The organism is Escherichia sp. KCJ4928 (assembly GCF_004352695.1).
Taxonomy (GTDB): Bacteria; Pseudomonadota; Gammaproteobacteria; order Enterobacterales; family Enterobacteriaceae; genus ECMA0423.
The window spans coordinates 1-26,905 of record NZ_SJWV01000046.1 but is presented as its reverse complement, the minus strand read 5'-3'; the positions used below and the strand labels follow the sequence as shown (position 1 = coordinate 26,905).

Below are 26,905 nucleotides of genomic sequence, written 5' to 3'. Positions count from 1 at the left end.
ATATTTATATATGATTAATCAACGGATGATTCACATGAAGAATACTAAATTACTGCTGGCGATTGCGACCTCTGCAGCATTACTGACAGGGTGTCAAAATACCCACGGTATTGATACCAATATGGCTATCAGCTCCGGTTTAAATGCCTATAAAGCAGCAACATTAAGCGATGCCGATGCAAAAGCGATTGCCAATCAGGGCTGTGCCGAAATGGACAGCGGCAATCAAGTCGCAAGTAAATCCAGCAAGTACGGTAAACGTCTGGCAAAAATCGCCAAAGCATTGGGTAACAATATTAATGGCACGCCGGTCAACTATAAGGTTTATATGACCAGCGACGTCAACGCATGGGCGATGGCGAACGGCTGTGTCCGTGTCTACAGTGGCCTGATGGACATGATGAATGACAACGAAATTGAAGGTGTTCTGGGCCATGAACTGGGCCACGTCGCGTTGGGTCACTCGCTGGCTGAAATGAAAGCTTCTTATGCGATCGTTGCCGCACGCGATGCCATTTCAGCTACCAGCGGAGTGGCTTCCCAGCTTTCCCGCTCACAATTGGGTGATATCGCAGAAGGCGCTATTAATGCTAAATACTCCCGTGATAAAGAGTCCGAAGCAGATGATTTCTCCTTTGATCTGTTGAAGAAACGTGGCATCAGCACCCAGGGGCTGGTTGGCAGCTTTGAAAAACTGGCTAGTCTGGATGGCGGTCGCACCCAGTCCATGTTTGACTCTCACCCACCATCAACAGAGCGTGCGCAACACATCCGTGATCGTATCGCCTCTGGTAAGTAAATCATTGTCATCTTTCGGGCTGGTCTTCTGCCAGCCCGCTATAATTGCGCAATAAATCCCCATCTGAATACAGACAAAACTGGTTTTTGCACACAACGTTAACGATTTGTGGCGTCGGCGCGTATAATGCGCGCGGTTATGTTAACGGTACGCCTGTTTTAAGGAGATAAAGATGACGGCAATTGCCCCGGTTATTACCATTGATGGCCCAAGCGGTGCAGGGAAAGGCACCTTGTGTAAGGCTATGGCGGAAGCATTGCAATGGCATCTGCTGGATTCGGGTGCAATTTATCGCGTACTGGCATTGGCGGCATTACATCACCATGTTGATGTTGCGTCAGAAGATGCGCTGGTACCGCTGGCATCCCATCTGGATGTACGTTTTGTGTCAACCAATGGCAATCTGGAAGTGATCCTCGAAGGGGAAGATGTCAGCGGCGAAATTCGTACTCAGGAAGTGGCGAATGCAGCTTCACAAGTCGCGGCATTCCCACGCGTTCGTGAAGCATTATTGCGTCGCCAACGCGCGTTTCGCGAATTACCAGGCCTGATTGCCGATGGCCGCGACATGGGAACGGTGGTATTCCCTGATGCGCCAGTGAAAATTTTCCTTGACGCCTCCTCGGAAGAACGAGCGCATCGCCGCATGCTACAGTTGCAGGAGAAGGGCTTTAGTGTTAACTTTGAGCGCCTTTTGGCCGAGATCAAAGAACGCGACGACCGCGATCGTAACCGAGCGGTAGCGCCACTGGTTCCGGCAGCCGATGCTTTAGTGTTGGATTCCACCACCTTAAGCATTGAGCAAGTGATTGAAAAAGCGCTACAATACGCGCGCCAGAAATTGGCTCTCGCATAAGCGACCGAATTTGCAGTACCCCCGTTGCAATGGAATGACAGCGGGTATGTTAAACAACCCCATCCGGCATGGAGCCAGGTGGACGTTAAATATAAACCTGAAGATTAAACATGACTGAATCTTTTGCTCAACTCTTTGAAGAGTCCTTAAAAGAAATCGAAACCCGCCCGGGTTCTATCGTTCGTGGCGTTGTTGTTGCTATCGACAAAGACGTAGTACTGGTTGACGCTGGTCTGAAATCTGAGTCCGCCATCCCGGCTGAGCAGTTCAAAAACGCCCAGGGCGAGCTGGAAATCCAGGTAGGTGACGAAGTTGACGTTGCTCTGGACGCAGTAGAAGACGGCTTCGGTGAAACTCTGCTGTCCCGTGAGAAAGCTAAACGTCACGAAGCCTGGATCACGCTGGAAAAAGCTTACGAAGATGCTGAAACTGTTACCGGTGTTATCAACGGCAAAGTTAAGGGCGGCTTCACTGTTGAGCTGAACGGTATTCGTGCGTTCCTGCCAGGTTCTCTGGTAGACGTTCGTCCGGTGCGTGACACTCTGCACCTGGAAGGCAAAGAGCTTGAATTCAAAGTAATCAAGCTGGATCAGAAGCGCAACAACGTTGTTGTTTCTCGTCGTGCCGTTATCGAATCCGAAAACAGCGCAGAGCGCGATCAGCTGCTGGAAAACCTGCAGGAAGGCATGGAAGTTAAAGGTATCGTTAAGAACCTCACTGACTACGGTGCATTCGTTGATCTGGGCGGCGTTGACGGCCTGCTGCACATCACTGACATGGCCTGGAAACGCGTTAAGCATCCGAGCGAAATCGTCAACGTGGGCGACGAAATCACTGTTAAAGTGCTGAAGTTCGACCGCGAACGTACCCGTGTATCTCTGGGCCTGAAACAGCTGGGCGAAGATCCGTGGGTAGCTATCGCTAAACGTTATCCGGAAGGTACCAAACTGACTGGTCGCGTGACCAACCTGACCGACTACGGCTGCTTCGTTGAAATCGAAGAAGGCGTTGAAGGCCTGGTACACGTTTCCGAAATGGATTGGACCAACAAAAACATCCACCCGTCCAAAGTTGTTAACGTTGGCGATGTAGTGGAAGTTATGGTTCTGGATATCGACGAAGAACGTCGTCGTATCTCCCTGGGTCTGAAACAGTGCAAAGCTAACCCGTGGCAGCAGTTCGCGGAAACCCACAACAAGGGCGACCGTGTTGAAGGTAAAATCAAGTCTATCACTGACTTCGGTATCTTCATCGGCCTGGACGGCGGCATCGACGGCCTGGTTCACCTGTCTGACATCTCCTGGAACGTTGCAGGCGAAGAAGCAGTTCGTGAATACAAAAAAGGCGACGAAATCGCTGCAGTTGTTCTGCAGGTTGACGCAGAACGTGAACGTATCTCCCTGGGCGTTAAACAGCTCGCAGAAGATCCGTTCAACAACTGGGTTGCTCTGAACAAGAAAGGCGCTATCGTAACCGGTAAAGTAACTGCAGTTGACGCTAAAGGCGCAACCGTAGAACTGGCTGACGGCGTTGAAGGTTACCTGCGTGCTTCTGAAGCATCCCGTGACCGCGTTGAAGACGCTACCCTGGTTCTGAGCGTTGGCGACGAAGTTGAAGCTAAATTCACCGGCGTTGATCGTAAAAACCGCGCAATCAGCCTGTCTGTTCGTGCGAAAGACGAAGCTGACGAGAAAGATGCAATCGCAACTGTTAACAAACAGGAAGATGCAAACTTCTCCAACAACGCAATGGCTGAAGCTTTCAAAGCAGCTAAAGGCGAGTAATTCTCTGACTCTTCGGGATTTTTATTCCGAAGTTTGTTGAGTTTACTTGACAGATTGCAGGTTTCGTCCTGTAATCAAGCACTAAGGGCGGCTACGGCCGCCCTTAATCAATGCAGCAACAGCAGCCGCTTAATTTGCCTTTAAGGAACCGGAGGAATCATGACCAAGTCAGAATTGATAGAAAGACTTGCCACCCAGCAATCGCACATTCCCGCCAAGACGGTTGAAGATGCAGTAAAAGAGATGCTGGAGCATATGGCCTCGACTCTTGCGCAGGGCGAGCGTATTGAAATCCGCGGTTTCGGCAGTTTCTCTTTGCACTACCGCGCACCACGTACCGGACGTAATCCGAAGACTGGCGATAAAGTAGAACTGGAAGGAAAATACGTTCCTCACTTTAAACCTGGTAAAGAACTGCGCGATCGCGCCAATATTTACGGTTAAGTTTTTACTCAAACTTGAACGCGAGAAAAGCACCTGTCGGGTGCTTTTTTCATTTCTCTAATCAGGAACTGGAAGCTGCCTCGCAGAGTTTTGAGCAGTTTTCACCCTTTCGTTAAATTCTTCTGAATGTGCCTCGGGGAACGCAAAATTCCCACCAGACAACCGCTCAACAAAGTTGCACACTTTCCATAAACAGGGAGGGGTGCATGAAAATAACGACAGTCGGCGTATGCATAATTTGCGGAATTTTTCCGTTGCTGATTTTGCCCCAATTGCCTGGGACATTAACCCTTGCGTTTCTGACTCTCTTCGCCTGCGTACTGGCATTTATCCCTGTTAAAACCGTCCGTTATATCGCGCTGACGTTGCTGTTTTTCGTTTGGGGCATATTATCAGCAAAGCAAATTTTGTGGGCAGGAGAAACCTTAACTGGCGCGACGCAGGATGCAATTGTTGAGATCACTGCAACTGACGGCATGACCACTCATTACGGTCAAATTACTCATCTACAAGGTCGACGTATATTCCCTGCGCCAGGCCTTGTGCTGTATGGCGAATATCTTCCGCAAGCGGTTTGTGCTGGACAACAATGGTCAATGAAACTCAAAGTTCGTGCGGTTCATGGCCAACTTAATGATGGCGGCTTTGATAGCCAGCGTTATGCCATTGCCCAGCATCAACCGCTCACCGGCCGCTTTCTGCAGGCAAGTGTTATTGAACCGAATTGTAGCCTGCGTGCACAGTATCTGGCGTCACTACAAACAACGCTGCAACCCTATATGTGGAATGCGGTTATTCTTGGTTTAGGTATGGGGGAACGGTTATCCGTCCCCAAAGAAATCAAAAATATCATGCGTGATACTGGAACGGCGCATTTAATGGCGATATCGGGATTGCACATCGCTTTTGCGGCGTTGCTGGCTGCCGGACTCATTCGCGGTGGGCAAGTTTATCTGCCTGGGCGCTGGATCCACTGGCAAATGCCATTAATTGGTGGAATCTGCTGTGCTGCTTTTTATGCCTGGTTGACGGGAATGCAACCTCCTGCATTGCGTACCGTGGTGGCGCTTGCTACGTGGGGAATGCTTAAGTTAAGTGGGCGACAGTGGAGTGGCTGGGATGTATGGATATGTTGTCTGGCGGCAATTTTGCTGATGGATCCTGTTGCCATTCTCTCGCAAAGTTTATGGCTCTCTGCCGCTGCGGTCGCGGCACTGATTTTTTGGTACCAGTGGTTTCCCTGTCCTGAGTGGCAACTGCCGCCGGTATTGCGTGCAGTTGTTTCCCTCATTCATTTGCAACTGGGAATCACACTCCTGCTTATGCCTGTGCAAATCGTCATATTTCATGGCATTAGTTTGACCTCGTTTATTGCAAATCTATTAGCAATTCCCTTGGTGACATTTATCACGGTTCCGTTGATCCTCGCCGCGATGGTTGTGCATTTAAGCGGGCCGTTAATCCTGGAGCAAGGGTTATGGTTTCTTGCCGACCGGTCTTTGGCTTTACTTTTCTGGGGGTTAAAGAGTTTGCCAGAAGGGTGGATCAACATTGCTGAACGTTGGCAATGGCTATCATTTTCCCCATGGTTCTTACTGGTGGTATGGCGATTAAACGCCTGGCGAACGTTGCCAGCAATGTGTGTGGCTGTAGGCTTGCTGATGTGCTGGCCGCTGTGGCAAAAACCTCGACCTGACGAGTGGCAGGTGTACATGCTTGATGTCGGGCAAGGGCTGGCAATGGTGATAGCCAGAAACGGCAAAGCGATTCTCTATGACACAGGACTGGCCTGGCCCGAAGGGGATAGTGGGCAACAACTGATTATCCCCTGGCTCCACTGGCATAATCTTGAACCGGAAGGCGTTATTCTGAGTCATGAACATCTGGATCACCGGGGAGGGCTGGACTCAATATTGCACACATGGCCGATGTTATGGATCAGAAGTCCGTTAAACTGGGAACATCATCAGCCCTGTGTGCGTGGCGAAGCGTGGCAATGGCAAGGATTGCGTTTCAGCGTGCACTGGCCTTTACAAGCTAGCAACGATAAAGGAAATAACCATTCCTGTGTGGTTAAGGTTGATGACGGGACGAATAGCATTCTTCTAACCGGTGATATTGAAGTCCCCGCTGAACAAAAGATGCTAAGCCGTTACTGGCAGCAAGTGCAGACAACATTGCTTCAGGTACCTCACCATGGCAGTAATACCTCATCATCGTTGCCATTAATTCAGCGAGTGAATGGAAAAGTGGCACTCGCATCGGCATCGCGCTATAACGCATGGCGATTGCCCTCTAATAAAGTTAAGCATCGCTATCAACAGCAAGGATATCAATGGCTTGATACTCCACATCAGGGTCAAGTGACGGTCAATTTTTCAGCGCAAGGCTGGCGGATTAGCAGCCTCAGAGAGCAAATTTTACCTCGTTGGTATCATCAGTGGTTTGGCGTGCCAGTGGATAACGGGTAGAATATGCGGCTATTTCAACAAATGCTGGTTTTTTGAATGCATAACGACAAAGATCTCTCTACGTGGCAGACGTTCCGCCGACTGTGGCCAACCATTGCGCCTTTTAAAGCGGGTCTGATCGTGGCGGGCGTAGCGTTAATCCTCAACGCAGCCAGCGATACCTTCATGTTATCGCTCCTTAAGCCACTTCTTGATGATGGCTTTGGTAAAACAGATCGCTCCGTGCTGGTGTGGATGCCGCTGGTGGTGATCGGGCTGATGATTTTACGTGGTATCACCAGCTATGTCTCCAGCTACTGTATCTCCTGGGTATCAGGAAAGGTGGTAATGACCATGCGTCGCCGCCTGTTTGGTCACATGATGGGAATGCCGGTTTCATTTTTTGACAAACAGTCAACGGGGACGCTGTTGTCACGTATCACCTACGATTCCGAACAGGTTGCTTCTTCTTCTTCCGGCGCACTGATAACGGTTGTGCGTGAAGGTGCGTCAATCATCGGCCTGTTCATCATGATGTTCTATTACAGTTGGCAACTGTCGATCATTTTGATTGTGCTGGCACCGATTGTTTCGATTGCGATTCGCGTAGTATCGAAGCGTTTTCGCAACATCAGTAAAAACATGCAGAACACCATGGGGCAGGTGACCACCAGCGCCGAACAAATGCTGAAGGGCCACAAAGAAGTATTGATTTTCGGTGGTCAGGAAGTGGAAACGAAACGCTTTGATAAAGTCAGCAACCGAATGCGTCTTCAGGGGATGAAAATGGTTTCAGCCTCTTCCATCTCTGATCCGATCATTCAGCTGATCGCCTCTTTGGCGCTGGCGTTTGTTCTGTATGCGGCGAGCTTCCCAAGTGTCATGGATAGCCTGACTGCCGGTACGATTACCGTTGTTTTCTCTTCAATGATTGCACTGATGCGTCCGCTGAAATCACTGACCAACGTTAACGCCCAGTTCCAGCGCGGTATGGCGGCTTGTCAGACGCTGTTTACCATTCTGGACAGTGAGCAGGAGAAAGACGAAGGTAAGCGCGTGATCGAGCGTGCGACTGGCGACGTGGAATTCCGCAATGTCACCTTTACTTATCCGGGACGTGACGTACCTGCATTGCGTAACATCAACCTGAAAATTCCGGCAGGGAAGACGGTTGCTCTGGTTGGACGCTCTGGTTCAGGTAAATCAACCATCGCCAGCCTGATCACTCGTTTTTACGATATTGATGAAGGCGAAATCCTGATGGATGGTCACGATCTGCGCGAGTATACCCTGGCGTCGTTACGTAACCAGGTTGCTCTGGTGTCGCAGAATGTCCATCTGTTTAACGATACGGTTGCTAACAACATTGCTTACGCACGGACTGAACAGTACAGCCGTGAGCAAATTGAAGAAGCGGCGCGTATGGCCTACGCCATGGACTTCATCAATAAGATGGATAACGGTCTCGATACAGTGATTGGTGAAAACGGCGTGCTGCTCTCTGGCGGTCAGCGTCAGCGTATTGCTATCGCTCGAGCCTTGCTGCGTGATAGCCCGATTCTGATTCTGGATGAAGCTACCTCGGCTCTGGATACCGAATCCGAACGTGCGATTCAGGCGGCACTGGATGAGTTGCAGAAAAACCGTACCTCTCTGGTGATTGCCCACCGCTTGTCTACCATTGAAAAGGCAGACGAAATCGTGGTCGTCGAGGATGGTGTCATTGTGGAACGCGGTACGCATAACGATTTGCTTGAGCACCGCGGCGTTTACGCGCAACTTCACAAAATGCAGTTTGGCCAATGATCGAAAAAATCTGGTCTGGTGAATCCCCTTTGTGGCGGCTATTGCTGCCACTCTCCTGGTTGTATGGCCTGGTGAGTGGCGCGATCCGTCTTTGCTATAAACTAAAACTGAAGCGCGCCTGGCGTGCCCCCGTACCGGTTGTCGTGGTTGGTAATCTCACCGCAGGCGGCAACGGAAAAACCCCGGTCGTTGTCTGGCTGGTGGAACAGTTGCAACAGCGCGGAATTCGCGTGGGGGTCGTATCGCGGGGATATGGTGGTAAGGCTGAATCTTATCCGCTGTTATTGTCGGCAGATACCACAACAGCACAGGCGGGTGATGAACCTGTGTTGATTTATCAACGCACTGATGCGCCTGTTGCGGTTTCTCCCGTTCGTTCTGATGCGGTAAAAGCCATTCTGGCGCAACACCCTGATGTGCAGATCATTGTAACCGACGACGGTTTACAGCATTACCGTCTGGCGCGTGATGTGGAAATTGTCGTTATTGATGGTGTGCGTCGCTTTGGCAATGGCTGGTGGTTGCCGGCGGGGCCAATGCGTGAGCGAGCGGGGCGCTTAAAGTCAGTTGATGCGGTAATCGTCAACGGCGGTGTCCCCCGCAGCGGTGAAATCCCCATGCATCTGCTGCCGGGTCAGGCGGTGAATTTACGTACCGGTACGCGTTGTGATGTTGCTCAGCTTGAACATGTGGTGGCGATGGCAGGGATTGGGCATCCGCCGCGCTTTTTTGCCACGCTGAAGATGTGCGGCGTACAACCGGAAAAATGTGTACCGCTGGCCGATCATCAGTCTTTGAACCATGCGGATGTCAGCGCGTTGGTAAGCACCGGGCAAACGCTGGTAATGACTGAAAAAGATGCGGTGAAATGCCGGGCCTTTGCAGAAGAAAATTGGTGGTATTTGCCTGTAGACGCACAGCTTTCAGGTGATGAACCAGCGAAACTGCTTACGCAACTAACCTCGCTGGCTTCTGGCAACTAGTTACGCCGCGGCAGCGTTCGATTGATGGAGTCATGAATGTCGCTGCCGCACCTCTCCCTTGCTGATGCGCGTAATCTTCACCTTGCCGCACAAGGCCTGTTAAACAAACCCCGCCGTCGAGCGTCGTTGGAGGATATTCCGGCAACGATCTCCCGCATGTCCTTGCTGCAAATCGATACCATCAATATTGTTGCCCGTAGTCCATATCTGGTGCTTTTCAGTCGTCTGGGAAATTATCCTGCCCAGTGGCTGGATGAGTCTCTGGCGCGTGGCGAATTAATGGAATACTGGGCGCATGAAGCCTGCTTTATGCCACGCAGCGACTTTCGTCTTATTCGCCACCGCATGCTGGCACCTGAAAAAATGGGCTGGAAATACAAAGACGCCTGGATGCAGGAACATGAGGCGGAAATTGCACAGTTAATTCAGCATATTCATGATAAGGGGCCGGTACGTTCAGCCGATTTTGAGCATCCTCGTAAAGGTGCAAGCGGCTGGTGGGAATGGAAGCCGCATAAACGGCATCTGGAAGGTTTATTTACTGCCGGAAAGGTGATGGTGATTGAACGGCGCAACTTCCAGCGCGTTTATGATTTAACCCACCGTGTCATGCCTGACTGGGATGATGAGCGCGATCTCGTTTCGCAAACAGAAGCAGAAATCATCATGCTGGATAACAGTGCGCGTAGCCTGGGAATATTCCGCGAACAGTGGCTGGCAGATTACTATCGGCTGAAACGTCCGGCACTGGCGGCGTGGCGCGAAGCGAGGGCTGAACAGCAGCAAATCATTGCTGTGCATGTTGAAAAATTGGGCAATCTTTGGCTGCATGCTGATTTGCTGCCGCTACTCGAGCGTGCGCTGGCCGGAAAGCTCACTGCAACGCACAGCGCGGTACTTTCGCCTTTTGATCCTGTTGTCTGGGATCGCAAACGCGCAGAGCAGCTTTTTGATTTTAGCTACCGGCTGGAGTGCTATACCCCAGCGCCGAAACGCCAGTATGGCTATTTTGTTCTGCCATTATTACATCGTGGGCAATTAGTTGGGCGAATGGATGCCAAAATGCATCGCCAGACAGGCATCCTTGAAGTTATCTCTCTGTGGTTACAGGAAGGCATTAAACCAACGACAATGCTGCAAAAAGGGTTACGTCAGGCGATTACTGATTTCGCGAGCTGGCAGCAGGCAACGCGGGTGACATTAGGACGCTGCCCGCAAGGTCTCTTTACTGATTGCCGCACTGGCTGGGAAATAGACCCCGTCGCATAAATGATTATGATAAGATTTATGCATTCATAACCCGATCCATCTGGAGGAACTATGGATCATCGTCTGCTTGAAATCATTGCCTGCCCGGTTTGCAACGGAAAACTTTGGTATAACCAAGAAAAACAAGAACTTATTTGCAAACTGGACAACCTGGCTTTCCCGCTGCGTGATGGCATTCCAGTGTTGCTGGAAACGGAAGCCCGCGTGCTGACTGCTGATGAGAGTAAATCATGAGTTTTGTGGTCATTATTCCCGCGCGCTACGCGTCAACGCGTCTGCCCGGTAAACCATTGGTTGATATTAATGGCAAACCCATGATTGTTCATGTTCTTGAACGTGCTCGCGAATCAGGTGCCGATCGCATCATCGTGGCAACCGATCATGAGGATGTCGCCCGCGCCGTTGAAGCCGCTGGCGGTGAAGTATGTATGACGCGCGCCGATCACCAGTCAGGGACAGAACGCCTGGCGGAAGTTGTCGAAAAATGCGCATTCAGCGACGACACGGTGATCGTTAATGTGCAGGGTGATGAACCGATGATCCCTGCGACAATCATTCGTCAGGTTGCTGATAACCTCGCTCAGCGTCAGGTGGGTATGGCGACTCTGGCGGTGCCAATCCACAATGCGGAAGAAGCGTTTAACCCGAATGCGGTGAAAGTGGTTCTCGACGCTGAAGGGTATGCACTGTACTTCTCTCGCGCCACCATTCCTTGGGATCGTGATCGTTTTGCAGAAGGCCTTGAAACCGTTGGCGATAACTTCCTGCGTCATCTTGGTATTTATGGCTACCGTGCAGGCTTTATCCGTCGTTACGTCAACTGGCAGGCAAGTCCGTTAGAACACATCGAAATGTTAGAGCAGCTTCGTGTTCTGTGGTACGGCGAAAAAATCCATGTTGCTGTTGCTCAGGAAGTTCCTGGCACAGGTGTGGATACCCCTGAAGATCTTGAGCGCGTTCGCGCTGAAATGCGCTAATTTCACTTCACGACACTTCAGCCAATTTTGGGAGGAGTGTCGTACCGTTACGATTTTCCTCAATTTTTCTTTTCAACAATTGATCTCATTCAGGTGACATCTTTTATATTGGCGCTCATTATGAAAGCAGTAGCTTTTATGAGGGTAATCTGAATGGAACAGCTGCGTGCCGAATTAAGCCATTTACTGGGCGAAAAACTCAGTCGTATTGAGTGCGTCAATGAAAAAGCGGATACGGCGTTGTGGGCTTTGTATGACAGCCAGGGAAACCCAATGCCGTTAATGGCAAGAAGCTTTAGTACGCCCGGAAAAGCCCGACAACTGGCATGGAAAACCACCATGCTGGCAAGAAGTGGGACTGTCCGTATGCCGACTATTTATGGTGTGATGACGCATGAAGAACACCCCGGCCCCGATGTCCTGCTACTGGAGCGGATGCGTGGTGTTTCGGTGGAGGCACCAGCCCGAACACCAGAACGCTGGGAACAACTCAAAGACCAAATCGTTGAAGCCTTACTGGCCTGGCACCGTCAGGACAGTCGCGGTTGCGTCGGCGCGGTCGACAATACTCAGGAAAATTTCTGGCCCTCATGGTACCGGCAACATGTTGAAGTGCTATGGACCACGCTCAATCAGTTCAATAACACCGGTCTGACGATGCAGGATAAGCGGATCCTGTTTCGCACTCGCGAATGTCTCCCGGCATTATTTGAAGGCTTTAACGACAATTGTGTGTTGATTCACGGTAACTTCTGTTTACGCAGCATGCTGAAAGATTCGCGCAGCGATCAGTTACTGGCGATGGTCGGGCCGGGACTAATGCTTTGGGCACCGCGAGAATACGAACTGTTCCGACTAATGGATAATTCTCTGGCGGAAGATTTGCTCTGGAGTTACCTGCAACGCGCGCCAGTGGCGGAGTCGTTCATCTGGCGGCGTTGGTTGTATGTGTTATGGGATGAAGTTGCGCAACTGGTTAATACCGGACGATTTAGTCGGCGCAACTTCGATCTGGCATCAAAATCACTCTTGCCGTGGCTCGCCTGACGGACCTTTCAGCCACTGCCAGATGCGGCCAAGCGTTTCATAGCCAACACGATCGCTATGCATCAGCCAGACCGGAGAAGGGATTGCCCGTTCCCACGGATTAAGCGGCGAGTCGATGGCCAACTGATTCGCCGGGGCTGGTAGCGGATTTAACCCTTCCTGCTGAAAAAAGATCATCGCCCGCGGCAGATGTGATGCGGAGGTCACCAGCAGGAAAGGGGCGTCACCAATCGCCTGTTTCACTGCCGCAGCTTCTTCTTCGGTATCTTTTGGCAAATCCAGGGTGATAATTTGCTCGCGCGGCACGCCCAGCGATTGCGCAACTCTGGCACCTACTTCCGCTGTACTCACCGTATTGGTTTTTGCTACGCCTCCCGTGAAGATCAGTTTTGATCCCGGATTTTCGCGCCATAAGCGAATACCTTCATTCAGGCGTGGCAGACTGTTATTGATTAAATTAGAGCTCGGTGCCCACTGCGGGTTCCAGGTATAACCACCTCCGAGCACCACGATATAGTCCACTTTTTGCGAATTATTCCATGTCGGATAGGTGCTTTCGATGGGACGCAGCAGGCGGTCGGCTACCGGTTGCAAACTCAATAACAAGAGTGCCAGCCACCCAATGCTAATAAAAATCTTCCCGGTTTTTTGAAAACGGCTAAACCACAGCAGCGCCAGGCCAGCGCCAATAATTAACAACATCAGCGGAAGTGGCAGCAACATATTGCCAATCACTTTTTTCAGTGTAAAAAGCATCCTTTCTGGTTCCTTTTTTAACCATATAGCAAGGGATCGCCAGCGATATTACACCAGACGGGTTCATTCTCGCCGTGGCTGTGACAAAATAGCGTCTTTATCAGAAAACGTCTTAGCCAACCGGTGGAGAAAGCAATGCAGGATCGCAATTTTGATGATATTGCGGAAAAGTTTTCCCGTAACATTTACGGCACCACCAAAGGGCAGCTTCGACAGGCTATTCTGTGGCAGGATCTCGATCGCGTGCTGGCGGAAATGGGCCCGCAAAAACTGCGTGTGCTGGATGCTGGCGGTGGAGAAGGGCAGACCGCAATCAAAATGGCCGAGCGTGGGCATCAGGTCATTTTATGCGATCTTTCTGCGCAGATGATCGACCGCGCAAAACAGGCGGCAGAAGCAAAAGGTGTGAGCGACAACATGCAATTTATACATTGCGCCGCTCAGGATGTTGCTTCGCATTTGGAAACGCCCGTTGATCTGATATTGTTCCATGCGGTGCTCGAGTGGGTGGCCGATCCCCGCAGTGTATTGCAGACCCTGTGGTCAGTGTTGCGTCCAGGCGGCGTGTTGTCGTTAATGTTCTACAATGCGCATGGTTTGTTGATGCATAACATGGTCGCCGGGAATTTTGATTACGTGCAGGCGGGAATGCCGAAAAAGAAAAAACGGACGCTTTCGCCAGATTATCCACGCGACCCGGCGCAGGTTTATCTGTGGCTGGAAGAAGCTGGTTGGCAAATTATGGGTAAGACAGGCGTTCGCGTGTTTCATGATTATCTGCGCGAGAAGCACCAGCAGCGCGACTGCTATGAAGCATTACTTGAATTAGAAACGCGTTATTGCCGTCAGGAACCGTATATTACCCTGGGGCGTTATATTCATGTCACCGCGCGCAAACCGCAGAGCAAGGATAAAGTATGAGTGAATTTTCCCAGACAGTCCCCGAACTGGTTGCCTGGGCCAGAAAAAATGACTTCTCCATCTCGCTGCCGGTAGACCGACTCTCTTTTCTGCTGGCGGTTGCCACGCTGAACGGCGAGCGTCTGGATGGTGAGATGAGTGAAGGCGAGCTGGTGGATGCATTCCGCCATGTGAGTGATGCGTTTGAGCAAACCAGCGAAACCATCGGCGTGCGCGCCAATAACGCGATCAACGACATGGTGCGTCAACGTCTGCTGAACCGCTTTACCAGCGAGCAGGCGGAAGGGAACGCAATTTACCGTCTGACGCCGCTCGGCATCGGCATTACTGACTACTACATCCGTCAGCGCGAGTTTTCTACGCTGCGTCTTTCTATGCAGTTGTCGATTGTGGCGGGTGAGCTCAAACGCGCAGCAGATGCCGCCGAAGAGGGCGGTGATGAATTTCACTGGCACCGTAATGTCTATGCGCCACTGAAATATTCGGTAGCAGAAATTTTCGACAGTATCGACCTGACGCAACGTCTGATGGACGAACAGCAGCAGCAGGTGAAGGACGATATCGCCCAGTTGCTGAACAAAGACTGGCGGGCGGCGATTTCCAGCTGTGAATTGTTGCTTTCGGAAACTTCCGGAACGCTGCGTGAATTGCAGGATACGCTGGAAGCGGCAGGCGACAAATTGCAGGCTAATCTGTTGCGCATTCAGGATGCGACGATGACCCATGACGATCTGCATTTCGTCGATCGTCTGGTGTTCGATCTGCAGAGCAAACTCGATCGTATTATCAGTTGGGGCCAACAATCCATCGACTTGTGGATTGGCTACGACCGCCACGTACACAAATTTATTCGTACCGCGATCGATATGGATAAAAACCGCGTCTTTGCTCAGCGGTTACGTCAGTCGGTACAAACCTATTTTGATGAGCCGTGGGCGCTAACTTATGCCAATGCCGATCGTCTGCTGGATATGCGTGACGAAGAGATGGCACTGCGCGATGAAGAAGTGACTGGGGAACTTCCTGAGGATCTGGAATACGAAGAGTTTAACGAGATCCGCGAACAGCTGGCGGCGATCATCGAAGAACAACTTGCCGTGTACAAAACCAGACAAGTGCCGCTGGATCTTGGTCTGGTGGTACGCGAATATCTGTCACAGTATCCGCGTGCACGTCACTTTGACGTTGCGCGCATTGTTATTGATCAGGCGGTACGTCTTGGCGTAGCGCAAGCAGATTTCACCGGACTGCCAGCGAAATGGCAGCCGATTAATGATTACGGAGCCAAGGTACAGGCGCATGTCATCGACAAATATTGAACAAGTGATGCCGGTTAAGCTGGCGCAGGCGCTGGCGAATCCGTTATTTCCGGCGCTGGACAGCGCCTTACGTTCAGGCCGCCATATTGGCCTCGACGAACTGGATAATCATGCATTCCTGATGGATTTTCAGGAATATCTGGAAGAGTTTTACGCGCGTTATAACGTTGAGCTTATTCGCGCACCAGAAGGGTTCTTCTATTTACGCCCACGTTCCACCACGCTGATCCCTCGTTCCGTCTTGTCGGAACTGGATATGATGGTCGGGAAAATCCTCTGTTATCTCTATCTCAGCCCGGAACGGCTGGCGAATGAGGGGATTTTCACCCAGCAGGAACTGTACGACGAACTGCTCACCCTGGCCGATGAAGCAAAACTGCTGAAACTGGTGAACAACCGTTCAACCGGTTCAGACGTTGACCGTCAGAAGTTGCAGGAGAAAGTACGTTCTTCGCTCAACCGTCTGCGTCGTTTAGGCATGGTGTGGTTTATGGGCCACGACAGCAGCAAGTTTCGCATTACCGAATCGGTGTTCCGCTTCGGAGCCGATGTGCGTGCTGGCGACGATCCCCGTGAAGCACAGCGTCGCCTGATTCGTGATGGCGAAGCAATGCCGATTGAAAATCATCTGCAACTAAACGATGAAACCGAAGAGAATCAGCCAGATAGCGGAGAGGAAGAATAATGATTGAACGCGGTAAATTTCGCTCACTGACGCTGATTAACTGGAACGGCTTTTTTGCCCGAACTTTTGACCTTGACGAGCTGGTCACGACGCTTTCTGGCGGTAACGGGGCGGGTAAATCCACCACCATGGCGGCGTTCGTTACGGCGCTGATCCCCGACCTGACCCTGCTGCATTTCCGTAACACTACGGAAGCCGGGGCCACCAGCGGTTCGCGCGATAAAGGTCTGCACGGTAAGCTGAAAGCGGGTGTCTGTTATTCGATGCTCGACACCATTAACTCGCGCCACCAGCGCGTGGTGGTCGGTGTGCGTCTGCAACAGGTTGCCGGACGCGATCGTAAAGTGGATATCAAGCCGTTTGCCATTCAGGGACTGCCGATGTCGGTGCAGCCGACACAGCTGGTGACCGAAACCCTGAACGAACGCCAGGCGCGCGTGCTGCCGCTTAACGAGCTGAAAGACAAGCTCGAGGCGATGGAAGGCGTGCAGTTTAAACAGTTCAACTCCATTACTGATTACCACTCGCTGATGTTCGATCTGGGCATCATCGCGCGTCGTCTGCGCTCCGCATCTGACCGTAGCAAATTCTATCGTCTGATCGAAGCTTCGCTGTATGGCGGGATCTCCAGTGCCATTACCCGTTCTCTGCGCGACTACCTGTTGCCGGAAAACAGCGGCGTGCGTAAAGCGTTCCAGGACATGGAAGCGGCGCTGCGTGAAAACCGTATGACGCTGGAAGCGATTCGTGTCACCCAGTCGGACCGCGACCTGTTTAAGCATCTGATCAGCGAAGCCACCAACTACGTGGCGGCGGACTACATGCGTCACGCCAACGAGCGCCGTGTCCATCTCGACAAAGCCCTGGAGTTTCGTCGCGAGCTACATACTTCGCGTCAGCAACTGGCGGCTGAGCAGTACAAACACGTCGATATGGCGCGTGAGCTGGCAGAGCACAACGGTGCCGAAGGCGATCTGGAAGCGGATTATCAGGCGGCCAGTGATCACCTGAACCTGGTGCAAACCGCACTGCGTCAGCAGGAGAAGATCGAACGCTACGAAGCGGATCTCGATGAGCTGCAGATCCGTCTGGAAGAGCAAAATGAAGTGGTGGCAGAAGCCATCGAACGCCAGGAAGAGAATGAGGCTCGTGCGGAAGCTGCCGAACTGGAAGTGGACGAGCTGAAAAGCCAGCTTGCTGACTACCAGCAGGCGCTGGACGTCCAGCAAACGCGCGCGATCCAGTATAACCAGGCGATTGCTGCGCTTAATCGTGCCAAAGAACTGTGCCATCTGCCGGACTTAACCGCCGACTGCGCCGCCGAATGGCTGGAAACCTTCCAGGCGAAAGAGCTGGAAGCGACTGAAAAAATGCTCTCTCTTGAGCAGAAAATGAGCATGGCGCAAACCGCGCACAGCCAGTTTGAGCAGGCTTATCAGCTGGTGGTGGCAATCAACGGCCCGCTGGCGCGTAACGAGGCGTGGGATGTCGCTCGCGAACTATTGCGCGAAGGGGTCGATCAGCGTCACCTGGCAGAGCAGGTTCAACCGTTGCGGATGCGCTTAAGTGAACTGGAACAGCGTCTGCGCGAGCAGCAAGAAGCCGAACGCCTGCTGGCAGACTTCTGCAAACGTCAGGGCAAGAATTTTGATATTGATGAACTGGAAGCTCTGCATCAGGAGCTGGAAGCGCGCATTGCCTCTCTTTCCGATAGCGTGTCTAACGCCCGTGAAGAGCGCATGGCACTGCGCCAGGAACAGGAACAGCTGCAGTCTCGCATTCAGAGTTTGATGCAGCGTGCGCCGGTTTGGCTGGCAGCGCAAAACAGTCTCAACCAGTTGAGCGAGCAGTGCGGTGAAGAGTTTACCTCCAGCCAGGACGTCACCGAATATCTGCAACAGTTGCTGGAGCGTGAGCGAGAGGCGATTGTTGAACGCGATGAAGTGGGCGCGCGCAAAAACGCTGTCGATGAAGAGATCGAACGTTTAAGCCAGCCTGGCGGCTCTGAAGATCAGCGTCTGAACGCGCTGGCGGAGCGTTTTGGCGGCGTGCTGCTGTCAGAAATTTATGACGACGTTAGCCTGGAAGATGCGCCGTACTTCTCAGCGCTGTATGGCCCGTCACGCCACGCCATCGTGGTGCCAGATCTGTCACAGGTAACTGAACACCTGGAAGGCTTGACCGATTGCCCGGAAGATCTCTATCTGATCGAAGGAGATCCGCAGTCATTCGATGACAGCGTGTTCAGCGTTGATGAGCTGGAAAAAGCGGTAGTGGTGAAAATCGCCGATCGTCAGTGGCGTTATTCACGTTTCCCGGAAGTGCCGCTGTTTGGTCGTGCTGCGCGTGAAAGCCGTATTGAAAGCCTCCATGCCGAGCGTGAAGTGCTTTCCGAACGCTTCGCCACGCTCTCCTTTGATGTACAGAAAACTCAGCGTCTGCATCAGGCGTTCAGCCGCTTTATCGGCAGTCATCTGGCGGTTGCGTTTGAGTCTGACCCGGAAGCAGAAATCCGTCAACTGAACAGCCGTCGCGTCGAACTGGAGCGGGCGTTGAGTAATCATGAAAATGATAACCAGCAGCAGCGTATTCAGTTTGAGCAGGCGAAAGAAGGCGTTACGGCGCTGAACCGCATTCTGCCGCGTCTCAACCTGTTGGCTGATGACAGCCTGGCGGATCGCGTCGATGAAATCCGCGAACGTCTGGATGAAGCCCAGGAAGCCGCGCGTTTTGTTCAGCAGTTTGGCAATCAACTGGCGAAACTGGAACCGATCGTTTCGGTATTGCAGAGCGACCCGGAACAGTTCGAACAGCTAAAAGAAGATTACGCGTACTCTCAGCAGATGCAGCGCGATGCCCGTCAGCAGGCGTTTGCCCTGACGGAAGTGGTGCAGCGTCGTGCGCACTTTAGCTATTCTGACTCGGCAGAAATGCTGAGCGGTAATAGCGATCTCAACGAAAAGCTGCGTGAACGTCTGGAACAGGCGGAAGCGGAGCGTACTCGCGCTCGTGAAGCGTTGCGTGGTCACGCAGCGCAGTTGAGTCAGTACAACCAGGTGCTGGCTTCGCTGAAAAGTTCTTACGACACCAAAAAAGAGCTACTCAACGATCTGCAACGTGAATTGCAGGATATCGGCGTGCGTGCTGATAGCGGGGCAGAAGAGCGGGCGCGTATTCGCCGTGACGAGCTGCATGCGCAACTGAGCAATAACCGTTCACGCCGCAATCAACTGGAAAAAGCGCTTACCTTCTGCGAAGCGGAGATGGACAACCTGACCCGCAAACTGCGCAAGCTGGAGCGGGATTACTTTGAGATGCGCGAGCAGGTAGTGACCGCCAAAGCGGGCTGGTGTGCGGTGATGCGCATGGTGAAAGATAACGGCGTTGAGCGCCGCTTACACCGTCGTGAGCTGGCTTATCTCTCCGCTGATGATTTGCGCTCTATGTCGGATAAGGCATTGGGTGCGCTGCGTCTGGCGGTGGCGGATAACGAACATCTGCGCGACGTGCTGCGCATGTCGGAAGATCCGAAACGTCCGGAGCGTAAAATTCAGTTCTTCGTGGCGGTTTATCAGCATCTGCGTGAACGTATTCGTCAGGATATTATTCGTACCGATGATCCGGTGGAAGCTATCGAACAGATGGAGATCGAACTTAGCCGTCTGACCGAAGAATTAACCTCCCGTGAACAGAAACTGGCGATCAGTTCCCGCAGCGTGGCGAACATCATTCGCAAAACCATTCAGCGCGAGCAGAACCGTATCCGTATGCTCAACCAGGGGTTGCAGAACGTATCGTTTGGTCAGGTGAACAGCGTGCGCCTCAACGTGAACGTGCGTGAAACGCACGCCATGCTGCTGGATGTGCTCTCTGAACAGCACGAGCAGCATCAGGATCTGTTTAACAGCAACCGTCTGACCTTCTCGGAAGCGTTGGCGAAATTGTATCAGCGTCTTAATCCGCAGATTGATATGGGACAGCGCACGCCGCAGACCATTGGCGAAGAACTGCTGGATTACCGCAACTATCTGGAAATGGAAGTTGAGGTTAACCGTGGTTCCGATGGTTGGTTGCGCGCAGAGTCTGGTGCATTGTCGACCGGTGAGGCGATTGGTACCGGTATGTCGATTCTGGTGATGGTGGTACAAAGCTGGGAAGATGAATCTCGCCGCCTGCGCGGTAAAGATATCTCTCCTTGCCGCCTGCTGTTCCTCGATGAAGCAGCGCGACTGGATGCTCGTTCTATCGCCACGCTGTTTGAATTGTGTGAGCGTTTGCAAATGCAGCTCATCATCGCAGCGCCGGAAAATATCAGCCCGGAGAAAGGCACCACCTATAAACTGGTGCGTAAAGTCTTCCAGAATACCGAACACGTTCACGTCGTCGGCCTGCGAGGATTTGCGCCGCAACTCCCTGAAACGCTTCCAGGAAGTGACGAAGCGCCTTCTCAGGCGAGTTAAAATTAAGGCGGCAGCAATGCCGCCTTTTCTTTTTCCGAAAACTCCGTTTCCGCACTAAAAAAGTGGCACATTACGGCGCGCTTTTCTTTAAACTTCTTTACATTAGGTTATGTAAAAACGTATCGGCGTTTATATACTGAAGATAAGCCTGATGAGTAACAGGCTTGCTCGTCATACTTTCGTGAGTATTGGCGTTGTACAGGCAAGTCGTAAAATAACAGCCTGGCTATTCAGAGTATGATAAAAACAGGGGGCAAGGGATGTTGCTTAATATGATGTGTGGTCGTCGGCTGTCGGCAATCAGTTTGTGCCTGGCCGTAACATTCGCTCCACTGTTCAATGCGCAGGCCGATGAGCCTGAAGTAATCCCTGGCGACAGCCCGGTGGCTGTCAGTGAACAGGGCGAGGCACTGCCGCAGGCGCAAGCCACGGCAATAATGGCGGGGATCCAGCCATTGCCTGAAGGTGCGGCAGAAAAAGCCCGCACGCAAATCGAATCTCAATTACCCGCAGGTTACAAGCCGGTTTATCTTAACCAGCTTCAACTGTTGTATGCCGCACGCGATATGCAACCCATGTGGGAAAACCGTGATGCTGTTAAAGCCTTCCAGCAACAGCTGGCAGAGGTGGCGATTGCCGGTTTCCAGCCGCAGTTTAATAAATGGGTAGAGTTACTGACCGATCCTGGTGTTAACGGGATGGCACGCGACGTAGTGCTCTCTGATGCGATGATGGGCTATCTCCATTTCATTGCAAATATTCCGGTCAAAGGCACTCGCTGGCTATATAGCAGTAAACCTTATGCACTTGCAACGCCGCCGCTCTCGGTGATTAACCAATGGCAGCTGGCGCTGGATAAAGGTCAATTGCCTACGTTTGTTGCAGGACTGGCACCGCAGCATCCGCAATATGCGGCGATGCATGAATCGTTACTGGCCTTACTCAGTGACACCAAACCGTGGCCCCAACTGACCGGCAAAGCAACGTTGCGCCCAGGGCAGTGGAGTAACGACGTACCGGCGTTGCGCGAAATATTGCAACGCACAGGCATGTTGGACGGGGGGCCGAAAATTACTCTACCTGGCGATGACACGCCAACTGACGCGGTAGTCAGCCCATCCGCTGTTACTGTTGAAACAGCAGAAACTAAGCCGATGGACAAGCAAACGACGTCTCGTAGTAAACCTGCGCCTGCCGTTCGTGCCGCCTACGATAATGAACTGGTGGAAGCCGTTAAACGTTTTCAGGCATGGCAAGGATTGGGGGCAGATGGTGCTATTGGCCCGGCAACACGTGACTGGTTAAACGTAACGCCCGCCCAGCGTGCTGGCGTGTTGGCTCTCAACATCCAGCGATTGCGCTTGCTGCCAACAGAGCTTTCTACCGGGATCATGGTTAACATTCCGGCCTATTCGCTGGTCTACTATCAGAACGGCAATCAGGTGCTGGATTCGCGAGTCATTGTCGGTCGCCCCGATCGCAAAACGCCGATGATGAGCAGTGCCCTTAACAACGTAGTGGTAAACCCGCCGTGGAACGTACCTCCAACTCTGGCACGCAAAGATATTCTGCCAAAAGTGCGCAACGATCCGGGATATCTCGAAAGCCATGGCTATACGGTGATGCGCGGCTGGAACAGCAGAGAAGCGATTGACCCATGGCAGGTTGACTGGTCTACAATCACGGCCTCGAATTTACCGTTCCGCTTCCAGCAGGCTCCAGGCCCACGGAACTCGCTGGGGCGCTATAAATTCAATATGCCGAGTTCAGAGGCCATTTATTTGCATGACACGCCGAACCACAATCTGTTCAAGCGTGATACACGCGCATTGAGCTCAGGCTGTGTACGAGTGAATAAAGCTTCCGATCTGGCGAATATGCTGTTGCAGGATGCAGGCTGGAATGACAAACGTATTTCTGATGCGCTGAAGCAGGGTGATACACGTTACGTCAATATTCGGCAGTCGATTCCGGTGAATCTCTACTACCTGACGGCCTTTGTTGGTGCAGATGGTCGTACCCAGTATCGTACAGATATTTACAATTATGATCTGCCTGCGCGATCCAGCTCGCAAATCGTATCGAAAGCGGAACAATTAATCAGGTAAATGAAGTAGTTCGGGGAAATCAGTTGTCGTAATAATTAGCATGATTGGGGGCGATTCTCTGCAGCCCCCGTCACTGCTGGGGTTGAGTCATCTTGACGTCTGCTTTACGGGCGGTTAAGGTGCCTCTTGTGCGCCAGAAGTGCATATAAACGATAACATTGACCTGTAGACTTGATTATCATGGACAAATTCGACGCTAATCGCCGCAAATTGCTGGCGCTTGGTGGCGTTGCACTCGGTGCCGCCATCCTGCCGACCCCTGCGTTTGCAACACTCTCTACCCCACGCCCGCGCATTTTGACACTCAATAATCTTCATACCGGAGAGTCAATCAAAGCGGAGTTTTTCGATGGCAGAGGCTATATTCAGGAAGAATTGGCAAAACTTAACCATTTTTTCCGCGATTACCGCGCGAACAAAATAAAGTCCATCGACCCAGGATTATTCGACCAGTTGTATCGCCTGCAAGGGTTGTTAGGCACGCGCAAACCGGTGCAACTCATTTCCGGTTATCGTTCTATTGATACCAACAATGAACTACGCGCCCGCAGCCGTGGAGTAGCGAAGAAAAGCTATCACACTAAAGGCCAGGCGATGGATTTCCATATTGAAGGTATCGCGTTAAGCAATATTCGCAAAGCCGCGTTATCTATGCGCGCAGGTGGTGTAGGATATTATCCACGTAGTAACTTTGTGCATATTGATACCGGGCCAGCACGGCACTGGTAGTAATTGCTTAACGAAACAGGGGCAGTATGAACTATCGTATTATTCCGGTCACCGCATTCTCCCAGAACTGTTCATTAATCTGGTGTGAACAAACCCGTCTGGCCGCACTGGTCGATCCTGGCGGCGATGCGGAAAAAATCAAACAGGAAGTTGATGACAGCGGCCTGACACTGATGCAGATCCTGCTGACGCATGGTCATCTGGACCACGTTGGCGCAGCGGCGGAACTGGCGCAACATTACGGCGTGCCGGTTTTTGGCCCGGAAAAAGAAGATGAGTTCTGGCTGCAAGGCTTGCCTGCGCAAAGTCGTATGTTTGGTCTGGAAGAGTGCCAGCCGCTGACGCCAGATCGTTGGCTGAACGAAGGCGATACCATCAGCATAGGGAATGTGACTTTACAGGTGTTACATTGCCCTGGGCATACGCCGGGTCATGTCGTGTTTTTTGATGATCGGGCAAAGCTGCTGATTTCTGGCGATGTTATTTTCAAAGGCGGAGTAGGGCGCAGTGACTTCCCGCGTGGCGATCATAATCAACTGATTTCTTCAATCAAAGATAAATTGCTGCCACTGGGGGATGACGTGACATTTATTCCGGGTCACGGACCATTATCCACACTTGGTTATGAACGCCTGCATAATCCCTTCCTGCAAGACGAAATGCCCGTCTGGTAAGGCACATAAAAAAGCCCGCTTTTAATGCGGGCCTGGATTTCTGGCAAAGTGCGCTTTGTTTATGCCGGATGCGGCACGAGCGCCTTATCCGGCCTACAAAATCGTGCAAATTCAAAATATTGCAGGGGACGCGTAGGCCTGATAAGCGTAGCGCATCAGGCAATGTTGCGTTTGTCATCAGTCTCAGCCCGCTTTTCAGCGGGCTTCATTGTTTTTAATGCTTACAGCACTGCCACAATCGCTTCGCACAGCGGAGCCATGTTATCTGGTGTCATCCCGGCCACATTTACGCGACCAGAAGCAACCGCATATACGCCAAACTCTTCGCGCAGACGCAGCACTTGTTCTTTTGTCAGGCCACTGAAGGAGAACATGCCGTTCTGTTTGATGATAAAGCTGAAGTCGCGGTTTGCGCCTTTTTCCTGCAGCGTATTGACGAACAACTGACGCATACGCTGAATACGCTGGCGCATATCAGTCAGCTCTTGTTCCCAAATCGCACGTAACGCATCGTTGCTCAGGATGGTGGCAACAACAGAAGCGCCGTGTGCTGGTGGGTTAGAGTAGTTAGCGCGAATCGCCGCTTTCATTTGGCTGAATGCGCGATCAACGGTTTCACTGTCGGCAGCAACCAGAGTACAAGCGCCAACACGCTCGTTGTACAGGCCAAAGTTTTTAGAGTAGGAACTGGCAACAATCAGCTCTTTATGCATAGCCGCGAAAGCGCGCAGTCCTTCAGCATCTTCTTCCAGACCACGGGCAAAACCCTGGTAAGCGAAGTCAAACAGCGGTAACCAGCCTTTCTCAACTGAGAGTTGTGCCAGTGTCTGCCATTGTTCCAGCGTAGGGTCGATACCGGTTGGGTTATGGCAGCAGCCATGGAACAGCACTACGTCGCCAGCCTGAGCTTCGTTCAGGCTGTTAATCAGTGCATCGAAGTCAAGGGTGTGGTTTTCTGCATCATAATAAGCGTATTCACGAACTTCCAGACCTGCAGAGTTAAAGACGCTCTTATGGTTCGGCCAGCTTGGGTTGCTCACCCACACTCGCTTAACGCTGGTATTTTTTGCCAGGAAATCGGCAGCTACGCGTAGTGCGCCAGTGCCCCCCGGAGTCTGTGCCGTGCGAGCACGTTTGTCATTGATCAGGGCGCTACCTTTACCAAACAGCAGTTCCTGAGTGCAGCGACCAAATTCAGGGATGCCGTCAATGCCGAGGTAATTTTTGGTGATTTCATTTTCGAGCAGATACTGTTCAGCCTTTTTCACGCTGGTCAATACCGGGGTTTTGCCCGTCTCATCTTTATAGACACCAATCCCGAGGTTAATTTTGCCGGGACGTTCATCGGCACGAAACAGATCGGCCAGGCCCAGAATCGGGTCGGCAGGAGCGGCGGTAATGTTCTCAAACATGACGAGGTTCCATTATGGTTACAGAAGGGAAGTCCGCTATCAGGGTAACGGGAGATTTACAAAATTCCAACTATTACTGATGAAAACGCAGGCTGTTTTTGCAAGACGTGAGATTGCTCTGGAAGGCATAAAAAAAACAGGACCAAAGTCCTGTTTTTTTGGCATTTAACAAAGAGGTGTGCTATTAGAACTGGTAAACGATACCCACAGCAACGGTGTCGTCAGAACCTACGCCCAGTTTGTTGTCAGAATCGATCTGGTTGATGATGTAGTCAACATAGGTGGACATGTTTTTGTTGAAGTAGTAGGTTGCGCCCACTTCAAAGTAGTTCACCAGATCAACATCACCGATACCTTCTACGTCTTTCGCTTTAGATTTGGTGTAAGCGATGGACGGACGCAGACCGAAATCGAACTGGTATTGCGCAACTAACAGAACGTCTTGCGTTTTGTTGGCGAAGCCGCTGGTGTTTGTAAATTTATTAGTGATCGGCGTAGCGTTACGGGTTTCACCGTAGTTCGCTGCCAGGTAGATGTTGTTCGCGTCGTACTTCAGACCAGTAGCCCACTGTTCAGCTTTTTTACCGTTGCCAAGAGGTTGAGCTTCTTGCAGGTTGGTACGGTCAGCTGCACCATAAGCACCAACGATACCAAAGCCTTCGTATTCGTAGCTGATAGAACCGCCAACACCGTCGCCGTTAGAACGGCGTGCAGTGTCACGCTCGTTTTTACCCAGGTACTGAACAGCGAAGTTCAGGCCATCAACCAGACCAAAGAAGTTGGAGTTACGATAGGTAGCAACGCCGCCAACACGACCAACGAAGAAGTCATCGCTGTATGCAGTATCACCACCAAATTCTGGCAGCATATCGGTGTAACCCAGTGCATCATAAACCACACCGTAGTTACGGCCGTAATCGAAAGAACCAACGTCAGCGTATTTAAGACCCGCGAATGCCAGACGCGTTTTGTTACCAGTTTGAGCGTCAGCGCCTTCAGAGTTGTTACCCTGGAAGTTATATTCCCACTGACCATAACCGGTCAGATCGGAATTGATTTGAGTTTCCCCTTTAAAACCAAGACGGGCATAGGTCATGTCGCCATTGCCACCGTAACTGTTTTCACCGTTACCCTTGGAAAAATAATGCAGACCAACAGCTTTACCGTACAGATCTACTTTGTTGCCATCTTTGTTATAGATTTCTGCAGCGTTTGCAGTACCTGCTACTAACAGAGCAGGGACGATCACTGCCAGAATATTGCGCTTCATCATTATTTATTACCCTCATGGTTTTTTTTATGACACCTGCCACTGCCGTCAATAAGTTCTGTCAATAAAAATTTACGGAACTATTGATGAGAGTTTGGTGTCTTTATGTGTCTGCAGGCATCTTTCCATTCAAACTAACGTTTCGCTACCGTGAAA

General features: G+C 51.6%; 21 protein-coding genes. 18 read left to right on the top strand and 3 right to left on the bottom strand.

Annotated elements, in window-relative coordinates; translation table 11 throughout:
* Positions 1–34 precede the first annotated feature (34 nt).
* From ycaL to E0D98_RS09485, 11 genes are all read left to right on the top strand, one after another.
* Positions 35–799 (top strand): metallopeptidase YcaL, encoded by a 765-nt coding sequence (ycaL, locus tag E0D98_RS09535; RefSeq protein ID WP_001295345.1) that lies wholly within the window; start codon positions 35–37, stop codon positions 797–799.
* Positions 800–971: 172 nt separating this feature from the next.
* Positions 972–1,655: a (d)CMP kinase gene (cmk, locus tag E0D98_RS09530; protein WP_000125016.1), complete on the top strand. Its 684-nt coding sequence runs from the start codon at positions 972–974 to the stop codon at positions 1,653–1,655.
* Between the two features lie 110 nt (positions 1,656–1,765).
* The gene (rpsA, locus tag E0D98_RS09525) at positions 1,766–3,439 is read left to right on the top strand and encodes a 30S ribosomal protein S1 (RefSeq protein WP_000140327.1); all 1,674 of its coding nucleotides are present in this window, start codon (positions 1,766–1,768) and stop codon (positions 3,437–3,439) included.
* A 159-nt stretch (positions 3,440–3,598) separates the two neighbouring features.
* A complete protein-coding gene (gene ihfB / locus E0D98_RS09520; protein WP_000167336.1) occupies positions 3,599–3,883 on the top strand; it encodes an integration host factor subunit beta in 285 nt (94 codons plus the stop codon).
* Positions 3,884–4,089: 206 nt separating this feature from the next.
* Complete coding sequence (locus E0D98_RS09515; protein WP_000705700.1) at positions 4,090–6,354, top strand: ComEC family protein; 2,265 nt, start codon at positions 4,090–4,092, stop codon at positions 6,352–6,354.
* Between the two features lie 36 nt (positions 6,355–6,390).
* Complete coding sequence (gene msbA / locus E0D98_RS09510; RefSeq protein ID WP_000551270.1) at positions 6,391–8,139, top strand: lipid A ABC transporter ATP-binding protein/permease MsbA; 1,749 nt, start codon at positions 6,391–6,393, stop codon at positions 8,137–8,139.
* Complete coding sequence (gene lpxK, locus E0D98_RS09505; RefSeq protein WP_000570542.1) at positions 8,136–9,122, top strand: tetraacyldisaccharide 4'-kinase; 987 nt, start codon at positions 8,136–8,138, stop codon at positions 9,120–9,122. The genes msbA and lpxK overlap by 4 nt, the downstream gene beginning before the upstream one ends.
* A gap of 36 nt (positions 9,123–9,158) precedes the next feature.
* A complete protein-coding gene (gene ycaQ / locus E0D98_RS09500) occupies positions 9,159–10,391 on the top strand; it encodes a crosslink repair DNA glycosylase YcaQ (RefSeq protein WP_000056529.1) in 1,233 nt (410 codons plus the stop codon).
* A 51-nt stretch (positions 10,392–10,442) separates the two neighbouring features.
* Positions 10,443–10,625: a protein YcaR gene (gene ycaR / locus E0D98_RS09495; protein ID WP_000350058.1), complete on the top strand. Its 183-nt coding sequence runs from the start codon at positions 10,443–10,445 to the stop codon at positions 10,623–10,625.
* Positions 10,622–11,368 (top strand): 3-deoxy-manno-octulosonate cytidylyltransferase, encoded by a 747-nt coding sequence (kdsB, locus tag E0D98_RS09490; protein WP_000011589.1) that lies wholly within the window; start codon positions 10,622–10,624, stop codon positions 11,366–11,368. Before ycaR ends, kdsB begins: the two co-directional genes overlap by 4 nt.
* A gap of 153 nt (positions 11,369–11,521) precedes the next feature.
* Positions 11,522–12,415: a YcbJ family phosphotransferase gene (locus tag E0D98_RS09485; protein ID WP_000436922.1), complete on the top strand. Its 894-nt coding sequence runs from the start codon at positions 11,522–11,524 to the stop codon at positions 12,413–12,415.
* Here E0D98_RS09485 and elyC read toward each other — a convergent pair.
* Positions 12,392–13,171: an envelope biogenesis factor ElyC gene (gene elyC / locus E0D98_RS09480; RefSeq protein WP_000899599.1), complete on the bottom strand. Its 780-nt coding sequence runs from the start codon at positions 13,169–13,171 to the stop codon at positions 12,392–12,394. The genes E0D98_RS09485 and elyC overlap by 24 nt on opposite strands.
* A 135-nt stretch (positions 13,172–13,306) precedes the next feature.
* Between elyC and cmoM the strand changes: the two genes are divergently transcribed.
* The 7 genes from cmoM to gloC all read left to right on the top strand — a co-directional run bounded on the left by cmoM (position 13,307) and on the right by gloC (position 24,067).
* Positions 13,307–14,092: a tRNA uridine 5-oxyacetic acid(34) methyltransferase CmoM gene (gene cmoM, locus E0D98_RS09475; RefSeq protein ID WP_001298300.1), complete on the top strand. Its 786-nt coding sequence runs from the start codon at positions 13,307–13,309 to the stop codon at positions 14,090–14,092.
* Entirely contained in the window at positions 14,089–15,411 is a 1,323-nt protein-coding gene (gene mukF / locus E0D98_RS09470; RefSeq protein ID WP_001288850.1) for a chromosome partition protein MukF, read from the top strand. The genes cmoM and mukF overlap by 4 nt, the downstream gene beginning before the upstream one ends.
* Positions 15,392–16,096, top strand: a complete 705-nt coding sequence (gene mukE, locus E0D98_RS09465) for a chromosome partition protein MukE (RefSeq protein ID WP_001295347.1) — start codon at positions 15,392–15,394, stop codon at positions 16,094–16,096. Before mukF ends, mukE begins: the two co-directional genes overlap by 20 nt.
* The gene (gene mukB / locus E0D98_RS09460; RefSeq protein WP_000572635.1) at positions 16,096–20,556 is read left to right on the top strand and encodes a chromosome partition protein MukB; all 4,461 of its coding nucleotides are present in this window, start codon (positions 16,096–16,098) and stop codon (positions 20,554–20,556) included. Before mukE ends, mukB begins: the two co-directional genes overlap by 1 nt.
* Before the next feature lie 260 nt (positions 20,557–20,816).
* A complete protein-coding gene (ldtD, locus tag E0D98_RS09455; protein WP_000925997.1) occupies positions 20,817–22,664 on the top strand; it encodes a L,D-transpeptidase in 1,848 nt (615 codons plus the stop codon).
* Between the two features lie 180 nt (positions 22,665–22,844).
* On the top strand, positions 22,845–23,393 hold the full coding sequence (locus tag E0D98_RS09450) for a YcbK family protein (protein WP_001295932.1): 549 nt from the start codon (positions 22,845–22,847) through the stop codon (positions 23,391–23,393).
* Between the two features lie 26 nt (positions 23,394–23,419).
* The gene (gene gloC, locus E0D98_RS09445) at positions 23,420–24,067 is read left to right on the top strand and encodes a hydroxyacylglutathione hydrolase GloC (RefSeq protein ID WP_001109487.1); all 648 of its coding nucleotides are present in this window, start codon (positions 23,420–23,422) and stop codon (positions 24,065–24,067) included.
* A gap of 221 nt (positions 24,068–24,288) precedes the next feature.
* Here the strand turns inward: gloC and aspC are convergent, their stop codons facing one another.
* Both aspC and ompF read right to left on the bottom strand, forming a co-directional pair.
* A complete protein-coding gene (aspC, locus tag E0D98_RS09440; protein WP_047086298.1) occupies positions 24,289–25,479 on the bottom strand; it encodes an aspartate transaminase in 1,191 nt (396 codons plus the stop codon).
* 184 nt (positions 25,480–25,663) lie between these two features.
* Positions 25,664–26,752: a porin OmpF gene (ompF, locus tag E0D98_RS09435; protein WP_000977920.1), complete on the bottom strand. Its 1,089-nt coding sequence runs from the start codon at positions 26,750–26,752 to the stop codon at positions 25,664–25,666.
* Between the last annotated feature and the right edge of the window lie 153 nt (positions 26,753–26,905).

Bases quoted from the DNA above. Each gene is read 5' to 3' on its own strand.
- ycaL (WP_001295345.1), top strand. From the start codon at position 35: ATGAAGAATACTAAATTACTGCTGGCGATTGCGACCTCTGCAGCATTA.
- cmk (WP_000125016.1), top strand. From the start codon at position 972: ATGACGGCAATTGCCCCGGTTATTACCATTGATGGCCCAAGCGGTGCA.
- rpsA (WP_000140327.1), top strand. From the start codon at position 1,766: ATGACTGAATCTTTTGCTCAACTCTTTGAAGAGTCCTTAAAAGAAATC.
- ihfB (WP_000167336.1), top strand. From the start codon at position 3,599: ATGACCAAGTCAGAATTGATAGAAAGACTTGCCACCCAGCAATCGCAC.
- E0D98_RS09515 (WP_000705700.1), top strand. From the start codon at position 4,090: ATGAAAATAACGACAGTCGGCGTATGCATAATTTGCGGAATTTTTCCG.
- msbA (WP_000551270.1), top strand. From the start codon at position 6,391: ATGCATAACGACAAAGATCTCTCTACGTGGCAGACGTTCCGCCGACTG.
- lpxK (WP_000570542.1), top strand. From the start codon at position 8,136: ATGATCGAAAAAATCTGGTCTGGTGAATCCCCTTTGTGGCGGCTATTG.
- ycaQ (WP_000056529.1), top strand. From the start codon at position 9,159: ATGTCGCTGCCGCACCTCTCCCTTGCTGATGCGCGTAATCTTCACCTT.
- ycaR (WP_000350058.1), top strand. From the start codon at position 10,443: ATGGATCATCGTCTGCTTGAAATCATTGCCTGCCCGGTTTGCAACGGA.
- kdsB (WP_000011589.1), top strand. From the start codon at position 10,622: ATGAGTTTTGTGGTCATTATTCCCGCGCGCTACGCGTCAACGCGTCTG.
- E0D98_RS09485 (WP_000436922.1), top strand. From the start codon at position 11,522: ATGGAACAGCTGCGTGCCGAATTAAGCCATTTACTGGGCGAAAAACTC.
- elyC (WP_000899599.1), bottom strand. From the start codon at position 13,171: ATGCTTTTTACACTGAAAAAAGTGATTGGCAATATGTTGCTGCCACTT.
- cmoM (WP_001298300.1), top strand. From the start codon at position 13,307: ATGCAGGATCGCAATTTTGATGATATTGCGGAAAAGTTTTCCCGTAAC.
- mukF (WP_001288850.1), top strand. From the start codon at position 14,089: ATGAGTGAATTTTCCCAGACAGTCCCCGAACTGGTTGCCTGGGCCAGA.
- mukE (WP_001295347.1), top strand. From the start codon at position 15,392: ATGTCATCGACAAATATTGAACAAGTGATGCCGGTTAAGCTGGCGCAG.
- mukB (WP_000572635.1), top strand. From the start codon at position 16,096: ATGATTGAACGCGGTAAATTTCGCTCACTGACGCTGATTAACTGGAAC.
- ldtD (WP_000925997.1), top strand. From the start codon at position 20,817: ATGTTGCTTAATATGATGTGTGGTCGTCGGCTGTCGGCAATCAGTTTG.
- E0D98_RS09450 (WP_001295932.1), top strand. From the start codon at position 22,845: ATGGACAAATTCGACGCTAATCGCCGCAAATTGCTGGCGCTTGGTGGC.
- gloC (WP_001109487.1), top strand. From the start codon at position 23,420: ATGAACTATCGTATTATTCCGGTCACCGCATTCTCCCAGAACTGTTCA.
- aspC (WP_047086298.1), bottom strand. From the start codon at position 25,479: ATGTTTGAGAACATTACCGCCGCTCCTGCCGACCCGATTCTGGGCCTG.
- ompF (WP_000977920.1), bottom strand. From the start codon at position 26,752: ATGATGAAGCGCAATATTCTGGCAGTGATCGTCCCTGCTCTGTTAGTA.